This is a genomic window from Acidicapsa dinghuensis, from assembly GCF_025685685.1.
GTDB lineage: Bacteria > Acidobacteriota > Terriglobia > Terriglobales > Acidobacteriaceae > Acidicapsa > Acidicapsa dinghuensis.
This window is the reverse complement of sequence record NZ_JAGSYH010000008.1, coordinates 184937-205339: the sequence shown is the minus strand read 5'-3', so window position 1 is coordinate 205339 and position 20403 is coordinate 184937. Positions and strand designations below refer to the sequence as shown.

Sequence of the window (20403 nt, the reverse complement as noted above, 5' to 3'; positions counted from 1 at the left end):
TTTCCTTCCTTTGCTCAGCAGAACAAAATCTCGCCGCTTATGCAAGTTTATTTACAAAGTGGACCGGATCGAATCTACACTGGCTGAAGCACCATTTTTCTTTGCCTGGAGCGTCCATTGCCGAATGCCACCTCTATCAGTGCACCGGTGATTCGCCACGGATTTTTGTGGAAGGTGTCGTTGATCGCCGGTCTCGGCGGCATTCTTTACGGCTATGACATGGGCATTATTGCTGCGGCGTTGATTTATGTGCGCTCTACGTTTGCGCTCTCAACGCAGATGGAGGAGGTCGTTGTCAGCGTGGTGCTGATCGGTTCGCTGGTTGGCGCGGTAGCCGGAGGCGCCGCGTCAGATCGATTTGGAAGGCGAGCAATTCTGCTTTGGGGTGGTGCGGTCTTCGCGGTTGGCTCGCTGCTCGCGCCACTCTCGCCCGATGTGTGGACGCTGATTTTCGCGCGCGTACTGCTTGGCCTTGCGATTGGATTCACCTCTGTCACTGCGCCAGTGTATGTCTCAGAGATGTCACCGCCGCATATGCGAGGAAGGCTGATCGCGCTTTATCAGTTTGCGCTTACGCTGGGCATAGCGCTGGCTGACCTTGCGGGATATGAGTTGGCGGGGTCTCATGCGTGGCGGACTATGTTTGGTCTGGGAGCCGCGCCTGCCGTGCTTTTTCTAGTCTTAGTGCTTACTGTGCCGGAGAGCCCTCGCTGGCTGGTGGCGCACGGACGCCGGAAGGATGCACTTAGCGTACTGAGCGCGGTTTCGGATGTTGCGGGAGCGCAAGCCCTATTGCAGGAGATTGAGCGCAGCCTAAGTGTTGCGGTCGAGCGGCGCTGGAGCGCGCTGTTTACGCCCACAGTGCGTCGTTCGCTGCTGATTGCCGTTGGATTTACGGTGCTGCAGCAGGTGACAGGTGTGAACACCATCATCTATTACGGGCCGCGCATTTTTTCGCTGGCCGGGGTTAGCTCGGACAAGGCTGCAATCTGGGCGACGTTTCTTGTGGCGGCAGTCAATGTGCTCGCTACGGTAATTGCATTGGTTCTGGTGGATAGGATCGGGCGCAAGCCGCTGCTTTATATCGGTGTCGGTGGCATGACTCTTTCGCTTGTCGTGCTGTCATTTGCCTTCCACAGTAAGGCGATGGCCGGCCCGATGCTTGGTGTCGTGGCGATGAGCTGTCTGATGGTCTACATTGCATGTTTTGCATGCAGTATGGGTCCGATTGCGTGGATTCTGGTTGCCGAGGTATTCCCCCTTCGCTTGCGCGGGCGCGGAGCCGCAGCGGCGACGCTCGGATCGGGCGCATCAAACTTTCTTGTTTCTCTGACGTTTCTCTCGCTGATCCAGGCAGCCGGGAATAGTGCAACGTTCGCTATTTATGCAGGTTTTTGTGTACTCACGCTGTTGTTTGTGCGGTTTGTTATTCCTGAGACAAAGGGCATTGAACTGGAAAGCATCAGTGCATCCGGTTCATCGGCGACAGCGTAGACGCTGCGCGCTGATTTGATTTTGCATCACGAAGCACAAGAGGTCTTTGAACGAATGCAGTTATGGAATGAAAATGGCAACGACTCATCCGGTAAGCGAAGCTCCGCTGAGGTTGGTCACTATATCGCAGGTGTAGACATCGGTGGAACGAATCTGCGCGTTGCACTGGCTGACTTGAGCGGCGCGATTGTTTCGCGCTGGACATGCTCCACGGCAGGCATTCGTGATGCTCAGAAGATTGTGGATCTTATCTGCAAAGGAGTCGATCAGCTGCTTGCGGAGCGTTCCGCTTCACGCGAGGCGTTGCAGGCGATTGCAGCGGGTGCGCCGGGTGTGACAGATACGGAGCACGGCGTTGTTATTGCTACGTCTTATTTGATGGGCTGGCGTGATGTGCCGCTGCAGGCATTGCTGGAGTCTGCGCTGGATGTGCCGGCGTTTGTCGATAACGATGTGAACATGGCTGCGTTTGGTGAGGCTCGTAGTGGTGTTGGTCGGGATGTGAAGAATTTTGTTTTTCTCGCGATCGGCACGGGGATTGGCGCGGGCATTGTGCTGAACGGCGAACTGATTCGTGGCGATACATGGCGTGCGGGTGAAGTTGGTTACATGATGGTGCCCGGCACTTCGACTGCACCGGTAGATCCTGGCGAGCCTGGGCCGCTGGAGGCTGTTGCTGGTGGTGAGGGAATTCGTTCGCTGTGGTCGAGCCGATGGGATAAAGCTGAGACGGATTTGCCTCAGGATTTGAACACCGCAGAGATCATTGAACATGCTCAGGCAGGTGAGTTGCTCGCTTGCAAGGTGATTCAACAGGCAACGCAGACGCTTGCTTATGCTATCTGCAACCTCGCGATGATTTTGAATTGCCGGCTTTTCATTCTTGGCGGCAGTGTTGGTTTGAATGCAGCTTATATCGCAGCGACGCGAAAACATATCGAGGAACTTGGACTGCGGTTTGATGTGGAACTCAGGCCGAGCCAACTGGGTGGGGATGCGCAGCTGACAGGAGTAGTGCAGCAAGCTCGGCAGATCATAGCCAGTAGCACGGCTATTTCGCCTAATGTCCCTGCCAGTACTGCTTAAAGCCGATGTATGCGGCGGGCAGATTGGCGAGGATTGTACGGCGGAGTTCGAGCATATTTGCCGTGCCCAGTTCCTTGTAGAGCACCTTGCCGTCTGCCGATAAGAGGACGGTGTAGGGAACTGCCGAGTCCCACTTGGGATCGAAGGCTGTCTGGTGGCCGGTGGTGTCGTCGGTATCGAAAAGCAGATTTTTACTGGTGGCATGTTTCTTTTCGAGGAACTTCAATACAGCGGCACGCTCATCTGGCGTGTTGGCGGAGACGGTGACGAGCGAAAAGTCGCGATCCTGATACATGCGCAACGTATCCTGCAGATCTGAGAATTCCGCAATGCACGATCCGCACCAGGTTGCCCAGAAGTCGATCAGCATGAGCTGGTGGGTTGGATTGCTGCGCAGCTTCGCGAGACCGGCCTTGGAAACCATATCCAGCGTTACCGGCTGAGCGTCGATCTTTTGCAGTGCGGCTTCACTGCCTGCCTGCTTCTCGCTCCATTTGGTAGTGCAACCGAAAACGCCTGTGTGAGTGACAGCAATTTGCTTGTTCGCCAGCAGTGCGTCAATGGCGTTGCGTGCGTCATTGCTCTTTACCTTTTCGATCCGGAAGTTGTCGTCAAAGCGGCCTTCGTAACGCAGATGCCGCTGCTGATCAAAGAGGAAGACGTGCGGCGTTGCCTGCGGGCCATAGGCGCGCGTCACCTGTTGAGTGTCGCCGTCATATAGGTAGGGATAAGTGAGGTGCTTATAGGCGACGCGCAGCTTCATCTCGGCGAGCGTGTCGCTCATATCGGATGAGTCGAGTTCGTCGATGCGAATGGCCTTTGGATCGTTTGGCTCGATAGCGACGACTGCCACGCCTTTGTTTTTGTAGTCATCGTAGAGCTTCTGGATGCGCTGCTCGTACATCTGAGCGATAGGGCAGTGGTTGCAGGTAAAGACGACGGCGAGTACAGGGCTGGAGGCGTAGTCGCTCAGGCGGTGCATCTTGCCATCGACGCCTGGAAGCGAAAAGTCCGGCGCTGGCGAACCGATCGGAAGGATCGGGTGCGAAGCAGCGGCCACGCAGGCCGGAGCTACGAGCAACAAAACGAGAAATTGCAACCAACGACGCATTTTGAATGTACTCCCTGTTCTGTCCAGTTTCGGATATTTTGACTGTCCCAGTATGGACGAAGCGGACACCAGTTAAGCCCACACATCTATCTGAATTTCAAGCGTTTCCGCTGCGATTGTGTCCAGTTGCACGCCGTTCGCAGCTCCTTACTAATGTTTGTTAAGTATGTATCAGTGATTGAACTGCGCGCAATCATTTTCCCGCTCGGCGATCAGAACTCAATCTTTTGTTTGAAATGTGCGGGCGAGAACTTCAATGGGTAAATCGGTTTCAGGGGGATACGATCTACCTTTTGATCGTTTTAAAGCAAATTGATCTTGTTTTCCGTCAAATATTCATGTAGCGTTCGCATAACGCTTTTTCATCGGAATTTACGGCTTCTACCGGTGAGATAGCGCCCTTCTCATGCAGCTCTCACGCGAAGGTGCTAAGTACGCCTTTGCGAAGTATTGAACACACCTTTTTTCTGAAACCTAACAAAGGGGGCATGGATTATGAAGCGCTTGTGTTTCTGGATCGTCCCGTTGATTGTTCTGGGCTGTTCGCTTTCAGCGATGGCACAGACGGTAACAGGTTCAGTTCGCGGCACAGTGACAGACTCCAGTGGTGCAATCGTTGCGGGCGCTACCGTAACAGCAATGAATGCAGCAACTGGAGTTCAAACCAAAGACACGACAAACCCGGCCGGTGAGTACTCCATCCGGTTCCTTCAGATTGGCAACTACACCATCACAGTAGAAGCCTCTGGATTCAACAAGGCCAACTACGGTCCCTTCCCACTGGAAATCGATCAGACCGCGAAGGTAGACATTGCGCTCAAGGTAGGTGCGGCTTCAACCTCGGTTGAGGTCTCCGATCAATATGAGCCGATTCTTAATACAGAAAGCGCCACACTCGGTGAAACTTTTACTGAGAACACGATCGCAAACGTTCCTCTGAACGGTTTGGATTTTAGCCAGCTCACGGTGTACACGCCGGGCGCTGTTTCTACGGGCTTCAACTCCTACGGCAGCAACAACTCGATGGAGCGGTCGACCAATGCCGGCAATGAAGTTTCAGTTGACGGCAACCGTCAGCAGTCAAACAATTACCTGCTCGACGGTCAGGAAATCAACGAGAACATCAACAACACGCTGGGGTACAACCCGAGCCCCGAAGCATTGGAGCAGGTACGTGTTATCGCTTCCAACGCGAACGCCGAATTCGGCAATGTCAACGGCGGCACGGTTCTCGCTGTAACCAAGAGCGGCACCAACAGCTGGCACGGCAGCGTTTACGGCTTCCTCAAGGATTACAAGCTGGACGCTAATAGTTGGAGTAACGATAACAACCCAACGCCGCTTCCCAAAAATCCCTACACAACCACGCAGTTCGGCGGCACCTTCGGCGGTCCAATCTTCCGGGACAAGCTGTTCTTCTTTGTAGATTATCTCGGATTCCGTACCCATGTCGGCGGTGTCACGGACTACAGCATAGCTCCAGCAGCGTTTCGTACTGGTGATCTCTCAGCGCTTCTTTCGCAGGGAATTCAGCTCTACGACACGCAGAATATAAATCCTGCGACGGGGCAGCCTACGCCTTATGCGAATAACCAGATTCCGATCAACAATCCAGTTGCTCAATATCTGTTTAGCAACACGAACGCTTATCCACTTCCGAATAACCCAACGACCGATCCGACCGGTATCTTTAACAATTTTGTAGGTCCTTCGGGCAGCTTCGCGACGAACGATCAAGGAGATGCAAAGGTCGATTGGCATCTTGGTACCCGTGATGCCCTTTCATTCCGCTACTCTCAGGGCTATGCAGAAGACGGAACAACAGCCGATCCTGTTCCGGTTGAGTTCCCGAGCGCGAGTAGTTATCCAGACCATTTCTTTGCGTCCAACTGGGTACACTCGTTCACTCCTGCAATCGTGAACCAGTTCAGCGCGAACTACGGCCGTATTCGGTTCAACAGCGGTGTTTCTACTGACCCGAGCGGAATTTTTGGCCTCACTGGCAATCAGGTTGTTGGTATTCCCAGCAATCCGCAGCAGACCGCCGGCTTCAGCCTACAGAACTTCAGCGTTTCCGGCTCGGCTGGTAATCCGAGCAGCTTCGGTACAAACCCGACACCTGAAGTCTTCATCGACAATATCTTTGGATATTCCGATGCACTTACATGGCAAAAGGGTAAGCACCTGCTGAAGTTCGGTGCTGAGTTCATTCGTTACCAGCAGAACAGCTTCTACCCTGGCAACGACGGCGAGTTAGGCCAGTTCAACTACAACGGCGTGTATGTGGAGAATCCCTTCCAGGCAAACCCCACACCGTACCCCTTTGCGGACTTCATCCTTGATCGTTCCAACGATGTGGCGATTGGTGCAGTGACAGGTCGTACCGGTCAGCGTCAGTGGCGCGATGGCGTTTACGTGCAGGATGACTGGAAGATCCTGAGCAACTTCACGATCAACTTGGGTCTGCGCTGGGAGTTCGACCAGCCAATCTATGAAGTCAACAACAAAGAAGCCAACGTAAACATGGATACCGGACAGATCGAGTATGCAGGCGTGAACGGCGCCAGCCGCGCACTCTACGACCCGACCTGGACCCAGTTCCAGCCTCGTATCGGCTTCGCATATCAGGTGACCCCGCGGTTCGTGGTTCGCGCAGGTTACGGTATATCGAGCTATCTCGAAGGCACCGGCGCTAACTTGCGTCTGACGCAGAATCCTCCCTTCCACACAGACTTTGAAGAGCAGGGTGTGACTCCAACCGGTACAACCAATGCAGGTGGGGCTGTTACCAGCTACTCACCTGGAACCTTCTACCAGACCTCAGCAGGTTTCCCGACCACTCAGGTGCCGACGACCACTTTCTATGTGTGGCCTAAGGATCTGAAGCCGGCGATCACGCAGGAGTTCAGCCTCACGACCGAGTATCAGGTTGCGAAGGCTTCTACGATTCAACTTGGATATGTCGGCATTCTGGGGCATCACCTTACCGATCCCTTCTGGGGTAACCAGCTCACCGCTCCTGGGGCAACTGCGCCCTATGCGAACATCGTTGGTCAGGACGGCGTGCTCAAGATTACACAGACCGAATCGGCGAGCAACTACAACGCATTGCAGGCAGTTTTCCGCCAGCGCCTGACGAATGGCCTGGAACTGACGGCGAACTACACTCTCTCAAAATCGCTTACCGATGACATCGGTTTCTATGGTGTCAGCAACATCAACAGCGGTCAGTATTACCAGCAGAACATCTACGACATGGGCGCAGAATGGGGCCCCGCCGGTATGGATACTCGTCACAACATTTCCGTTACCGGTGTTTACGAGCTTCCATTCGGCCGAGGCAAGATGTTTGGCAGCGGCATGAACTCCGTACTTGATGAGGCAGTAGGCGGTTGGAAGCTGTCCGGCGCGGATGTTTACTACTCCGGTTTCCCGGTTACGGTTGCATCGCCGGCCAACTACTCAACCCTGGTTGATGCGTTTACCGGAGCTGCGAGGCCTAATCAGCTGCGTCCGCTGCATGTCGTCAACAAATCGATCAATGCCTACTACGGTACTGAGGTGCAGGGAACGTCCTGCGGTCCTAACCAGGACAACGGTACCTGTGTCTACCAACAGCAACCGAACAATGGCTTTGGCGCACTGCGTCCGGGCTCTCTGCGCGGACCCAGCTTCCAGAACATCGATATGTCAATTGCCAAGACCTTCAAGGTCTGGCACGAGCAGCGTCTCGATTTCCGTGCTGATTTCTTCAACGCCTTTAACATTGCCGACTACGCCGCTCCCGACAACACCATGACGGATAGTAGTTTCGGCCAGATCACCGGAACCGTGAACAACAACCGCTCCACGCAGCTCTCGCTTAAGTACGCCTTCTAAGCGAAGCAGCAAACTGGTTCTCAGCCGCGCCGCAGTCAGTCAGATCGACTGCGGCGCGTTTTCTTTTCTGGCAATTGTTCTGCTTGAAAACACAAATCCCTCGGACACTAGCGCATCCGAGGGATTTGTCTGTCTGATGCGTTAAGGCTCTAAAAGAATCCGAGCGCCTTGGGGCTGTAGCTGACCAGCATATTTTTGGTCTGCTGGTAGTGGTCGAGCATCATGCGATGGTTCTCGCGACCGATACCGCTCTGTTTGTATCCGCCAAACGCTGCGTGCGCGGGATATGCGTGATAACAATTGGTCCACACGCGTCCTGCCTGGATCTCTCGCCCGAAACGGTAGCAGCGATTTGCATCACGGCTCCAGATGCCGGCACCCAGACCGTAGAGAGTGTCGTTCGCGATTGCCAGCGCTTCCTCTTCGTTCTTGAAGGTGGTCACGCTAACGACGGGGCCGAAGATCTCTTCCTGGAAGATGCGCATCTTGTTGTTGCCTTCGAAGACGGTGGGCTTTACGTAGTAACCCTCTTCGAGATCACCCTCAAGCCTTGCTCGCTCGCCACCAGCCAGCACCTTTGCGCCTTCCTGCTTACCGATGTCGATATAGCTCAGGATCTTCTCAAGCTGTTCGTTCGAGGCCTGTGCGCCAATCATCGTCGATGAATCCAGTGGATTGCCCTGCTTCACGGCAGCAACACGCTTCAGCGCCCGCTCCATGAAGCGCTCATAGATGCTTTCTTGAATCAGCGCTCGGCTCGGACAGGTGCAAACCTCGCCCTGGTTGAGCGCGAACATTGTGAAGCCTTCGAGTGCTTTGTCGAGGAAGTCATCATCTTCGCGGGTCACGTCATCGAAGAAGATATTGGGGCTCTTGCCGCCTAGTTCCAGCGTTACTGGAATCAGATTCTGGCTTGCGTACTGCATGATCAGGCGACCCGTTGTTGTTTCGCCGGTGAAGGCGATTTTGGCGATGCGGCTGCTGGATGCGAGCGGTTTGCCTGCTTCGAGGCCGAAGCCGTTGACGATGTTGAGCACGCCCGCTGGCAGGAGGTCGCCGATCAGCTCAGCCCATAGCAGAATGCTCGCCGGGGTCTGTTCCGCTGGCTTGATCACCACGCAGTTGCCTGCGGCCAGCGCCGGAGCCAGCTTCCACGTTGCCATCAGAAGAGGGAAGTTCCAGGGGATGATCTGGCCTACCACACCAAGCGGCTCATGGAAGTGATACGCCACCGTGTCGTGGTCGATTTCTGAGATCGTTCCTTCCTGCGCGCGGATGCATCCGGCAAAGTAACGCCAATGGTCGATGGCCAGCGGCAGATCGGCGGCGCGTGTCTCACGGATTGGCTTGCCGTTGTCCCAGGTCTCGGCCTCGGCCAGAACTTCGAGATTGTCTTCCATGCGCTGGGCAATCTGGTTGAGGATTACGGCGCGTTGCGCTGCGCTGGTGCGTCCCCAGGCGTGCTTTGCCTTGTGCGCTGCATCGAGCGCCTTGTCGATATCTGCTGCGTTTGAGCGAGGAATCTCGCAGAAGACTTTGCCTGTTACTGGCGTGACGTTTTCAAAATACTGGCCGGAAACCGGGGCTACCCACTCGCCGCCGATGAAGTTTCCATACCGCTCGCGAAAGCCATGCCGGCTTCCACCCAAAAGTCCGGGTTGTAAAGACGTAATTGTCGCCATGGATGCACCTCGTTCCGGAGATGCGGAAAAATCGCACACATCTCCCACGGCGCGCAATCATACACCCCGAGCATCAACCCCGGTCAAACGGAATAATCTCACGGAAGTAAGCAATATTCACAGGAAATGGGTTACTATTGTGCCCGCACTCAAAAGACATAAGTTCATCTCTCGTACTGAGTTGTTCTAACTCACTTATCAAGTAGTTCTGAATAGTATTTCCCACGCACCGTGAGATTGGGAGGAAATTGTGCAGGAATACATCTTTGGAATAGGTTCGTTGATCGAACAGGCATCGCGGATGAGGACGACGCCTGCAGCCAGATATGTCTTACCTGCCCGGGTTCGCGGTTATGTCCGCGGGTGGTGGGCCCGAACTGGCTCCATCGGTTTCACAACCACCTTTGTCGGAGCCATCCCCCAGCCTTCCGCATCCATCAACGGAGTTGTCTACGCCGTTAGTGAAGAGGAATTGAAAGCCAGTAACAAACGCGAGCAGGGTTATACCCCCACAGACATCACGAGTGCCATAGAGATGCTCACTGGCGGTCCCGCGCCGAAAGGCAGGGTCTGGATGTATGTCAACGATTTCAAACCGGGGCAGCGAGAGCAAAGTTTGCCAACGGCCCAATTTCCCATCGTGCAATCCTACGTCGATATCTGTCTGACCGGCTGTCTTCAGATTGAGGAGGGGTTTCCAGAAACTACTGGCTTCGCTGGTGAGTTCATCACCTCTACTCAGGAGTGGTCGAAGTACTGGGAGAACGATCGCGTCAACCCTCGTCGGCCATTCACCACCGTTCCGTTATTCACGCCAATCGATAAATTGCTCCAGAAGCATCTTCCAACGTTGTTCACCGAAATCCAGCTCGCTCCCGGGCGATGGTAAACAATGGCGAACGCATTCCAGGCGGTTTATCTGACACCGATCTACTGACTTCACGGATATTCAATGTGAGCCGGCAAGTACGGTGGATCTTTCAAATTTCGTTGTATAGCCTAGGACTCTCTTTGAGAAGGGATTGAATCATGCCAGAGCGAACACCTGAGGATATTCAGTTTGAAAAAAGCCTGCAGTTATTAATGAACGTGCAATTCGAGGGCATGGACCCGGCCGAAGCGCAGTTCATGTGGTCGGAGGCTGCAAAAATTGAGGCAGAATACAAGGATGCGCGGACTAAAGCCGACGACAAGGCCCTGGACGACGCTACAAGAAAGCAATTTAAAGAGACCGCTGACGCCATAGCCAAGGCTCTGCCTGGCATTACGAAGGGGGCATTTTCTGCGGCCGAAGCCTTCAAAAAGGGCGACAATTTAGCCGGCGCGGCGGCGATCATGGATATTTGTGCAAGTGTCGTCCCGATATTTGCAAGTTTCGCCGGCCCTGTAGGCGCAGGGGTTGGGGCGGTTGTGGGCGCGATTTTCTCCTGCGTCGGACAGATTCTCGCATTCTTTGGGCCGAAACAACCGTCGCTGGGCGAGCAGATCCAAAAGATGCTTGAAACGATAGAGGCTGAAAAGGAGTTGGCCAACCTGTCAGGGATTCATTCGGCCATCAACATCTATACAGAAGAATTGGACAAAACACGGGAGGAGATTCGTGCAATTCTGGCGCTGCCTCTTAACACAGAGGCAGACGCTGACAAGTTCCGGACAGACGTGAAGGCGCTCGAAATTGGTGTCATTGACCAACAGGGCCAGCTTAATGCCGCGGCTTTTGAAAACTGGAAGGTAGGAGGATGGCTCAAGCTCACGGAAAATCAGGAGAAGGAAAGATGGCCGGAAGTCTTAGGTGCGTGGTGCCAGGAATACATTCATTTGATGACCGCAAATACCAGGCTTAATTGTCTGGCCAACCCGAAAGAGATAGCCAGACTGGAGGCGTTGACCTCAGAGAGCAATACCGCGAGTCCCCTCAGCAAGGGCACGAGAAAACTCGTTCACACTGCGGTCGTGGAGGGACTGAAGCCTATCCTGAAGTTTCTCACGAACAAATTTAAGCCTTGGAACAATGAAGCGCTTCGGCTTGCGAAGGAGACCTCGCCGGCAGCTCAAGAGCGAGGGCTGTACGTATTGATGGCGCCCTGGGCCAGTTACGGCAACGTACTGTATGTTGCCTCCGGACGAAAGAATGGAATCGGCTGGGACTACAAGAAAAACACGGGATGGCTGAAAGGTTTTTCAATTAACGTTCCCAGGGCTCAATTGGGCTCATTGACCCCGGTATACGAAATGATTGCTTGTGAGGATCGCCCAACGTCAATCGCGCGCTATCGGGTCCATTCGACTAAGGGCGACCCCTACGACGGGGTTCGGCTGATGGAAGAGGGGCATCAATATGACAACATCGGAGGCGGTACAAGGCAATTTGCTAATTGTGTAGACGCCTGGGCGTTGCCGGATTTTGAGGACCCAAAAAGGACCAGAATCTACACCGCGCACTCTACAGGGTATAACTATGTGAATATTCACGTGGCCAACGCGGACAACACAGTGAAGAGGATTAACTGGGAGCCTCATACCGCTGCCGGGCTTCTGCATATTCGCGCTTTGGTGCGCGATATTAGGATGTCCTTACCCGACGATCCCGATGCAGCGGCGATGCGCTCCGGTCTGCATGAAATCATTTATGGAGGATATCGTAGCAGCCGTAACATCTGGGTGGCATTGGATAACTCATGGGTGGATGTGCCATCTCCATGGGATGGATACAACGGTATCGCGGTCGATGCGTATTGTTTATGGGTATTCGGATCGAAAGGCCTGGCGTGTGCTCCACACACCTCGGTCATACGCTGTAAGAATAGGGAACTTCCAAGCCCCAGGTGGATCACTTATACCACGGGTTGGCACGATGGTTTTGATGTGAATGCTTTGTCTCCATGTGCAGACGGAACTCTTGTCGTTTGCAGCACGCAACAAGATAGGAATACCTGGACTCCAAATTGCAAAGTCAACCTTAAGGAACAAAGAATTGATCTCACCCCCTGGGAGCGACGTGGAGGCTGGGGGCCAGAGATCCAAAAGATGCCGGTTCCTTGCTGGTCTATGCTCCAGAGTTTGAAAACAAATTTGCTGAAGGATTAACTCTATCGGGCCGCGGGCGGGTGCTCGGATTTGAATGAAAACCACGGCGGTGCCCACATCTCGTCTTTGAGATGTGGGCACCGCATTCGTGCGCTGCACGAACCCGCCTCGCATCCTTTCCACGTTTCTCGAAGCCTCATCGATATTCATCCATCGGCGTCGTAAGATGAAGTGTCATGAATCGTCGAGAGTTCAGTAAGTTCATTGCCCTAGCAGGTCTCAGCCCATCGCTTCTTCGCGCGCAGCTACCAACCACTTCTTCTCCCTTTCCGGCGCAACCCAACTTCTCTGTCATGCTTTGGACTCTTGAGAAGCTGGCAGCTTTCGACCGCTGTCTCGAAATCGTTGCCGAGGCCGGCTATCAGGGTGTTGAGCTGGTGGGTGAGTTTCACAAATGGTCGAGCGACGAGATGCAGCGGGTGATGGCCAGGATGCGCTCGCTTCACATGCGCTTCGATATGATCAGCGGCGTCAAATCAGGATTCGCCGATCCCAATGGAACCAGCGCGCTTCTTGCCGAGCTTGCGGAGCAATTCAAAACCGCAAAGGCGCTGGAGAGCCCGCAGGTCAATCTGAAATCAGGGCCTCGCATCGACTCGATTTCGCCCACGGCACAGCATGAAGCCTGTGTTGAGAATCTGAAGCGCGCCGCCGATCTCGCCGCCGCCAATGATGTTCAGATTGTCATTGAACCGATCGATGTTCTTGAAAGCCCAACCATGTACATGACCAGCGTGAGCGAGGGCTTCGCCATTGCCCGTGCGGTCGCGAGTCCGCATGTCCGCGTGCTGTACGACTTCTACCACGAGCAGCGCGGAGCGGGAAACCTCATTGAGAAGCTTGAGCAGAACATCGATCTTGTCGCTCTCGTACACATCGCCGATGTTCCCGGCCGGCATGAGCCTGGTACCGGCGAAATAGACTATCGCAATATCTACCGCAAACTCGCGCAGCTCAAATATGACAAGTTCATCACCATGGAGTTCTATCCGTCAGAAGATGCCGTCGCTACGCTCAAAAAGGCGCGTATTGAGGCCATCGAAGCGATGAAGTCTATGACCTTGTCATCCTGAAACACCGCATCGGTGGAACCGCATATTTTCACGCCTTGATGACGAGTTCGAATTTCGAAACTACATTGCTTCTGCCTGCAAGATAAGGGTTCCGTGGTAGGTTCCTGCGGGTAGCTGGGGCAGGCTTGAAAGGTTGATTTCAAGCGATAGCGTATCGGTGCGGCAGCTTGCGCCGCTGGGAGTGCAACCCACAGAGAGCAGACTGGAGGTAGAAAAGAGCTCCAGCGTTGCTCCTGCGGTGCCAAGCGCATAAGAGCCGGTGAACGGAGTGAAGCTAGTCGGAATACCTGTCGGCATTTTGCCGAGAACGGCTGAAGAAGGGATGTTGTCCGGCGTTGACTGGCCGTCGGTGAGTGCAGCGGAAGAAGAACTGAAGTAACCGTAGAGATTGAGGCTGCCTAGGGCGGAAATGCCAGTCATCGTTGTAGTAACGGTGATGGAAGAACTTGCGGCCGCTATGCCTTTCTGCACCAGATTGAAACTGACGGCGGCAGGTGTGGCACTAACCGTAAGTGTGCAGAGCAAGCAGACCAATTCAGGGCGCACACGAAAAGCTCTTGTCTGCACGCGGACTGCCTGGCCAAAGTTTGGAGAGGAGAAAAACAGGCTGACGATCAGGACGCTCAAAGCTTTCATCGGCGTGTGTGCGAGCTTTCGCGGCACAAACCTGGGCTCGACTGGATACGATGCAGAGTTCCACTGTTGCATCATATGTCTCTTCATTGGCGCTCATTCCCTGTAGCGGGTTGTGTTGACTTTGTGCCATTTGAGGAGACCTCGCGGACTTTACGAACAGAGACGACGACTGTGGATTGTCCACTTTGTTCTTCTGGAACGCTGGTAATGGTCGATGGCGCGGAGGTGATCTGCCAGTTTCCGCCGATGAGAAACTGCGAGAGCACTACGCGCAGGTGATGGGTGTGCTGGTGATTTTCGCGCATGGAAAAACAGCCGCCCGAGTCTGTATAGACCGGAGCTTCGTCGATCAGCACTGCCGCTCCTTCCACTGGAGATCCATGCTCATCTACCACGCAACCCTGCAGGATGAACTTTCCCAATGGAGCCTCATGTTGTTCCGATGAAGCCATCGACCGCGAGTAAACACTGTTGGCATCCGCGGTATAGCGAAGATGCCCGGTGGGGTCTACGAAGGTTGCGCCATGCAGCAGCAGACGGCCCATCATGCGGAGCTTTACATCCAGCAGCAGTACCTGCTCGAAAGGATTGGTGTTATTCGCGGGGATATAAAACGTCTCGTAACTAGAGCTGAACGAGAGGCGATTGGAGAGAAACTCTCCACCGAAGTTAATGCCGGTATGGCCATCGGAATAGGTGATGCTCTCATTGACCGAGATGCGTGCAGTCAGGGTTTCGGTCAGTGTGGAGAAAAAGGTGGACTGCGCGGCTGTGCCCGGTGAATGGCTTGCAAGATATTCAGCGTTGATGCGGAGACGCTCTCCGAAATTACGTGTTGCCGAGAGTGCTGCCGCATGATTCGATTCTTCTTCGTTCGGCACGGGAGTGTACGTGGAGCGATACAGAGTGGCCCCGAGTTGGGTGTCGAAGAAGTGTATAGAAGCTGAGCCTTGATCGATGGAGCTGCGTAGATCGGTGGGATTGGGATATTGAGGGACAAGGAAGTTCTGATGGCTGCCCGTCAGAGTCAAGAACTTCCACGGTTTGAAAACGGCAAGGATATTTTCGCGATCAGGCTCTGCGAGCAATGGAGAAGGAACTGTGATGCGATGGAACTCGTTGCCGGCAGCGATGTATGCAGCCTTGAGGTCGAAGAGTTTTCGAGACATATTGATGCTGGCCGCGCCAAAGAGCTGATTAGCGCCCATTCCCGCTGAGGCAGCAACTTCGATCTTCGGAGTTGGCGTCCACTGTAATGCTTCTATCTGGGTTGATTTGCTGGAAACAACCGTATCCGAGAAGATTTGCCAGTGTGGGTTGAGGCTCTTGCGGAGAAAGAGCACTCCGGCTGGCGCATCGAGTTTAGCTCCATCGAAGAGGGGACTGCTGTAATCAAGCGAAAGTCCGCCTGCGAATAAAGTCATGTCTGTACCGAGGTGCTGGCTGCGATAACCAAGACCTCGGAGTTGAAGATAGTGACTCGTGTCGAAGATGTCTGTGGGCAGGCGGAAATCCAAGCGTTCATCTCCAGCGATGTATGTTCCGTGAGGAGTCGATCTGAGCATGCGCGCCCCTTCGAGCAGATGACCATCGACTGTTCCCGCTCCCAAGGTGAACTCGGTGTCGGGCGCATGAATGGAAAGCGCTCCCCCGCCTGCCTGATAGAGGGATGAGTTGCCTCCCGAAAGTTCGAAGACCTGTCCCTTAAGCATTCGGGGTGCACCGCAGCTTATGGTTATCGAGATGATGAATACGCGTACATAGGGATACAACGGATACCCCTCAGAGAACGACAGTTCATCTGGGACCCGCAAAATTGAGCGGTTCCTTGACCTCAAAGTGGGGGAATTGGAGCAACAGGTATTGTGGTGGGGCGCTCTCTTTCCATTCAATGGAAAGATGCCGCATGCTGCCGGGCAATAGAGGAAACCCGGCTACAACAACAGAAGTCTTACCGGCCACGGCACGTACCTGCTGTACGCGCACGAGGGCGGTACTGCTGTTTTCGAGATCACAGAGAACGGTGCTTTTGGGGGCCGAGAAAAGAGCATTGTCGATGTGGATGGATTCTCTGCCGAGGGGCTTCTTTTGATAAAGATAGACCGTGTGCGGCAGCATGATGCGTACCTTTAGCCCTTCTTTGCCTTCGATGGGAGTAAAGGTCGCGTAGACAGTAAACCATGCGGGAAGCGCATCGGCCGTTGCTTTGTAGAAGACGTAGTATGTCTGTTTTGGCTCCAGACGAAGACTGGTTGTCGAGAGCTTGACATGTATTCCCGGATCGAGCGGACGAAAGACACCGCGACCATCGGCTTTAATGCTAAAGCTCTTCACTTCGAGCACGATAGCCATCGGAGTCAGGGTGTCATTGGTGACTTCGAATTTGCCATTGGCTTTTTCTGTGTATTCAACAATGACTGGCTGGATCGATTGAGCATGCACTACCTTTGGGGCCGCCAATGCCGCGATCAAATAAAGACTAAGCCGGCAAAGACCAAGCCAGCAGCAGCCTAGATGAGGAGATGTTCGAAGCGGGTTGGATTCGGCTGCCATTATCCCCCTCCGTACGAGAGAGCTTTGAGCAAAGCGAATACGCTGTGAGGGGCACCGGAAAGCTCTTTGTGTTACGGTGCCGATTGGAATCTGCTTTAAAGCGCTTGTGCCTGTAGCGTAAGCGTTCCGGTATAAGTACCTGCGGGTAGTTGCGGCAAAGCACTTAAATTAATTTCAAGGCTCAGATTATCCGTGCGCGTTCCGGCGCGATTGAGAGCAGTCAACGGAAGAGTGAAAAGCGTAAGGCCTGCTCCGGTCGGTCCAAGGGCGGTGCTCTGGGTAAACGCTGTGAAAGTGGTTGGCGTGCCGGTGGGAACCTCTCCCAATACTGATGAGGTGGGGATGTTATCAGGTGTCGTAGCTCCGTCCGTCAACGCAGCAGTCGCAGAAGAAAAGTATCCGTCGAGAATGAGATTGGCACGCGTAGGCAGCAAGAGCCATGTGGTTTGAATGGCAACGGGGCTGGAACCGGTTGCAGTGGCGCCTTGTACCAAGGTGAATGAGACCGACGAAGGAGTGGCAGAAATACTGAGCACTTCACCTAATGTCGCAGTGAGTGAAATGGCGACTGAATTCGAGTTGACCTGCCCGAAGGCCATGCACACTGTTGAGAGCATCAGGCCAGCGGTGGTTATGCGGCACAAACGGCAAAGCAATCTGCGTGAGGTTTTCATGCGGCTGTCTCCTTGAAAGGAAGGCTGGAAAAAGACTTATCGCATCAGAAGCCTGGCTTGCATCACGGATGAGCATGCTTCACGGTTTTTTCGAGCTCCAGCTAATTCCTGAGTTTTAGTTAATCCGTTTGACGGAGGCACATCTCTTGGCGCTGTTTGTGTTGTGCAAAGAAATAAGTAACTTCGAAAATTACGCCGTGTCTCTCCGTGTCTTCTGTTTTTTTTATTGTCAGGTGATAGTCCAAGGATCGTGCATGTGAGGCATAACTTCTCCTTAAGACACAAGTGTCTTGGTGAGCTATCCGGTACCTTGAGAGTTGGGTTTCATTAAGCTCTCATTGCAATGATCCGGATAGATTACGAAAGTACTTTACACCTTAAAGCTCTTGCATTTCACAAAATATAATTCTTTGATTTACGAGTCTCGTTCCGAAATGGGAAGAAGAAGTAAAAGTTTTTTGTATGCACGTGTGTTGATTCGACCTAAAAACATGGATCTACCAGCCCGGCAACTGCGAAGACACAAAGCAAAACACATCTGTCTGTATCACAGTGCATTTTCAAGGCCAGAGAGGGATACGAACGAATACAGTAAGGCCCGCCGGAGAGGCGGGCCTTTGTCTTACTGGATCAACTAGAAGTGAAAGTTTATCGCGGTCGAGGTGCGGGCCGCGGTGCGGCGGATCTGGGCGCTTGTCGTGTCTGTAGCTGTTGTGTCTGCTGCTGATGCCGTTGCTCAAGCTGCTGCGTTTGTTGCTGGTGTTTTTGTTCGGTCTGTTGTTTCTTTGCTTCGTTAGCTTGTTGTTGTGTTAGCTTCTGGTCTTCCTTCTGCTGTTGTTGCTCAAGTTTCTGATGCTCCTTATTCTGCTGGTCCACCAGCTTCTGTTGTTGCTTTTGATATTTCTCGTCCAGCTTGGGGTCGCCTGTGTTGGGAGTGGTCACCTGGTGTTGCGGCAGGTCCGCAGCATGGGTTGGGTTGGCGGGGTGCTCGGCTGTTCCAGGATTTTCAGCAGGGCGGCCGTTGTTGGGCTGTGTGCCACCGCGCTCCGGCGCATGGTAAGGTGCTCCGGCTTCTTTTGCTTCCACAGTTCCGCTGCCGCTAAATGAGCCGGGTCGTTCGGTAGCGGCTATCGGGGGCTTGCCCTGATTGCTAGTGGCGCGGAGCTGCGGATTAGCGCGCGCAGCCTGGACATGTTGCGTCTGTGCCTGTGGCGGAGGAACATGCTGCATCTGGGCTACTCGTTCTTCCTGTGGCGTGGCACGCGCGATGATTCCACCTTGCCCGCCGTTGTAGCTTACGCGGTTGACGGTGGTGTTATTCACGATGACTGTGCGGTCAACATAGGTGTTGCGAATGACGGTCGTGTTCACGTTGAACACAGCCGTGTTGTATCGGAACTCACGCCCCTCCCACCTGCCGCCAACAAATCCGGTGCCGTAGTATCCGAAGCCGTAGTTGATGCCGCCGTAGAAGCCTATCTCTGTAGCCCAATAGCCTTCATGGAAGAAGAATCCTGTTCCTTCCCATCCCCACCAGCCGGGTGTCCAAAGATAACCGGGCTCTGGAGCAAGCACCCAGGTGCCTGGTACCCAGTAGTAGCCGTCGTCATCGTCATAAGCCCAGTATCCGGGCACCCAAAGATAGCCGTCTCCAGGACATAGTGGTTGGTCATAAACAGGAATCGCCGGCGGCCCAAAGGACACCGAAACCGCGACCTGGGCAAAGACAGGCCGCGCGAGCACTAGCGTTACAAGCGCCAGAAGCAGAAATTGCACTAACCGTTTCATTGGAACGAGCTCCTTTCAAAGTCGTACAGCTTCCGGTGAAACAGAAGCACTTAGAAGTGCAGAGAGCTTAGAAACGAACGGATGCTAGCACTTTTTCCGCTCTGAAGACTGTTTCGTATGAGCCAGTTGAGACTAGATTGCGAAGAAGAATGCGCATTCCTCATTTCATGGATGGTGGAGACCATGAAATGACTTGTATGGAACGTTGCAATGTATGCGACTGAAGAAAATTGGCATCTCAGCTTAGGTACGCGAGAAATAAACGCGAGGATCAAGATGCCGATTGAACCGAAACGCAAGCAAGTTGATCTGAGTGAAAGTTCTGTATATGGGAATGAGCCGGAACCTACGCCAGCGCGTGGTGCTGACGACATAGCTACCGAAGCCTCGATCAATCGCCTTGAAGAAACTGTCCGTGGCGGAGAGAAGGAAAGGGAAGAGTCCCGCCTGTATCAAGGCCGTACAGGCCGCGACGCTGACAAGTTGGATGCCTCGACTGACGAAGAGATTGACGCGCTTGAGCTTGATCTTTACCAGACGGATAGCCGCTCCAACACGCTCGATGGCTCGGGTCGCATTGTGGATGATGTTGCTGAGGAGCGCCTTGCCGAATTTACCGAGGTTGGCCCTGATCTGGATGATGAGGGCGCGGAGAGCGTAGAGCCGGGAAACGAAGACACCAGCGAAACTCTGCGCCGTCATCATCCCAATTTCGATATTGCTAGTTCCGATGCGGTAGTCGAAGGCAACCTGGAGCCGGGCGAAGAACCGGGCGACGAGGAACAACCATAGGAGGCGTGAACTTTATTATCGCTCGTGCCGGGAAAGCGCCGTAGCTCAGCGTACACTGAAAGCAGAGAGGCAGTCCTTTCCAGATTCAGCCGCATCAGCCAGTAGCGATTCCACTCTCGCAGTCTCCTGCCACTTACTCCGGCTTCAGTTCAGCTACAGCCCGCTTCGGCTTTTGTTGTCCACTCTCCATAACCGCAGCACAAGGCAAATATGCGATCTGATCTGGTCCACCGTGCGTCACGCAGGATCGAGAATAAGTTCCTGCTGGCAACCACTCTCATGCAGGCTGTACGCAAGCTTCACGTTGCATCTACTCGCACCGAAGACACTTCCAACCAGGTGTTGGTCGACGTAGCTGAGGGCCGCTATGCTCATGGCGCTCTGCCGGAAATCGAGCCTCCACCCACGATTGATGCGCTAGTCGTCGTTCCTCTTCTGTAGGAGCGAGCAGTGGTTGCTTGCATGCGGTTGTCTTGAAATCCAATTAATGGTCATTGCACTGGTTGAGTCTGCCGGCTCGACATGAGCTGTGGAATCGCGCCAGCCTC

At 54.0% G+C, this 20403-nt stretch carries 15 protein-coding genes; 8 read left to right on the top strand and 7 right to left on the bottom strand.

What is annotated here, in order from left to right:
• Window positions 1–117: 117 nt before the first annotated feature.
• Window positions 118–1494: a sugar porter family MFS transporter gene (locus OHL22_RS21820; RefSeq protein WP_263341872.1), complete on the top strand. Its 1377-nt coding sequence runs from the start codon at window positions 118–120 to the stop codon at window positions 1492–1494.
• 54 nt (window positions 1495–1548) lie between these two features.
• Window positions 1549–2580 (top strand): ROK family protein, encoded by a 1032-nt coding sequence (locus OHL22_RS21815; protein ID WP_263341870.1) that lies wholly within the window; start codon window positions 1549–1551, stop codon window positions 2578–2580.
• Here the strand turns inward: OHL22_RS21815 and OHL22_RS21810 are convergent.
• The gene (locus OHL22_RS21810; RefSeq protein ID WP_263341869.1) at window positions 2555–3691 is read right to left on the bottom strand and encodes a redoxin domain-containing protein; all 1137 of its coding nucleotides are present in this window, start codon (window positions 3689–3691) and stop codon (window positions 2555–2557) included. The two genes, OHL22_RS21815 and OHL22_RS21810, sit on opposite strands and share 26 nt — an antisense overlap.
• A gap of 495 nt (window positions 3692–4186) precedes the next feature.
• Here OHL22_RS21810 and OHL22_RS21805 point away from each other — a divergent pair, with 495 nt between their 5' ends.
• Window positions 4187–7570, top strand: a complete 3384-nt coding sequence (locus tag OHL22_RS21805; RefSeq protein WP_263341868.1) for a TonB-dependent receptor — start codon at window positions 4187–4189, stop codon at window positions 7568–7570.
• Between the two features lie 149 nt (window positions 7571–7719).
• Here OHL22_RS21805 and adh read toward each other — a convergent pair whose 3' ends face one another.
• Window positions 7720–9252 (bottom strand): aldehyde dehydrogenase, encoded by a 1533-nt coding sequence (gene adh, locus OHL22_RS21800; protein ID WP_263341867.1) that lies wholly within the window; start codon window positions 9250–9252, stop codon window positions 7720–7722.
• 250 nt (window positions 9253–9502) lie between these two features.
• Between adh and OHL22_RS21795 the strand changes: the two genes are divergently transcribed.
• From OHL22_RS21795 to OHL22_RS21785, 3 genes are all read left to right on the top strand, one after another.
• The gene (locus OHL22_RS21795) at window positions 9503–10141 is read left to right on the top strand and encodes a gamma-glutamylcyclotransferase family protein (protein ID WP_263341866.1); all 639 of its coding nucleotides are present in this window, start codon (window positions 9503–9505) and stop codon (window positions 10139–10141) included.
• 140 nt (window positions 10142–10281) lie between these two features.
• Window positions 10282–12339 carry a cell envelope integrity protein TolA gene (locus OHL22_RS21790; protein ID WP_263341864.1) on the top strand — a complete coding sequence of 686 codons (2058 nt, stop codon included), beginning with the start codon at window positions 10282–10284 and terminating at the stop codon, window positions 12337–12339.
• Window positions 12340–12515: 176 nt separating this feature from the next.
• Window positions 12516–13412, top strand: a complete 897-nt coding sequence (locus OHL22_RS21785; protein ID WP_263341862.1) for a TIM barrel protein — start codon at window positions 12516–12518, stop codon at window positions 13410–13412.
• A gap of 60 nt (window positions 13413–13472) precedes the next feature.
• Here OHL22_RS21785 and OHL22_RS21780 read toward each other — a convergent pair whose 3' ends face one another.
• The 5 genes from OHL22_RS21780 to OHL22_RS21760 form a co-directional block, all read right to left on the bottom strand.
• Complete coding sequence (locus tag OHL22_RS21780; RefSeq protein WP_263341861.1) at window positions 13473–14135, bottom strand: hypothetical protein; 663 nt, start codon at window positions 14133–14135, stop codon at window positions 13473–13475.
• On the bottom strand, window positions 14132–15760 hold the full coding sequence (locus OHL22_RS21775) for a carboxypeptidase-like regulatory domain-containing protein (RefSeq protein WP_263341858.1): 1629 nt from the start codon (window positions 15758–15760) through the stop codon (window positions 14132–14134). Before OHL22_RS21775 ends, OHL22_RS21780 begins: the two co-directional genes overlap by 4 nt.
• An 85-nt stretch (window positions 15761–15845) precedes the next feature.
• A complete protein-coding gene (locus OHL22_RS21770) occupies window positions 15846–16601 on the bottom strand; it encodes a hypothetical protein (protein ID WP_263341857.1) in 756 nt (251 codons plus the stop codon).
• Window positions 16602–16696: 95 nt separating this feature from the next.
• The gene (locus tag OHL22_RS21765) at window positions 16697–17275 is read right to left on the bottom strand and encodes a hypothetical protein (RefSeq protein WP_263341855.1); all 579 of its coding nucleotides are present in this window, start codon (window positions 17273–17275) and stop codon (window positions 16697–16699) included.
• A 648-nt stretch (window positions 17276–17923) separates the two neighbouring features.
• Window positions 17924–19063, bottom strand: a complete 1140-nt coding sequence (locus tag OHL22_RS21760) for a YXWGXW repeat-containing protein (protein ID WP_263341853.1) — start codon at window positions 19061–19063, stop codon at window positions 17924–17926.
• A 276-nt stretch (window positions 19064–19339) separates the two neighbouring features.
• On the opposite strand from OHL22_RS21760, the gene OHL22_RS21755 reads away from it, so the two are divergent.
• Window positions 19340–19855 carry a hypothetical protein gene (locus OHL22_RS21755; protein ID WP_263341851.1) on the top strand — a complete coding sequence of 172 codons (516 nt, stop codon included), beginning with the start codon at window positions 19340–19342 and terminating at the stop codon, window positions 19853–19855.
• A 210-nt stretch (window positions 19856–20065) separates the two neighbouring features.
• Window positions 20066–20296 carry a DNA-directed RNA polymerase subunit omega gene (locus OHL22_RS21750; RefSeq protein WP_263341848.1) on the top strand — a complete coding sequence of 77 codons (231 nt, stop codon included), beginning with the start codon at window positions 20066–20068 and terminating at the stop codon, window positions 20294–20296.
• Window positions 20297–20403: the final 107 nt, after the last annotated feature.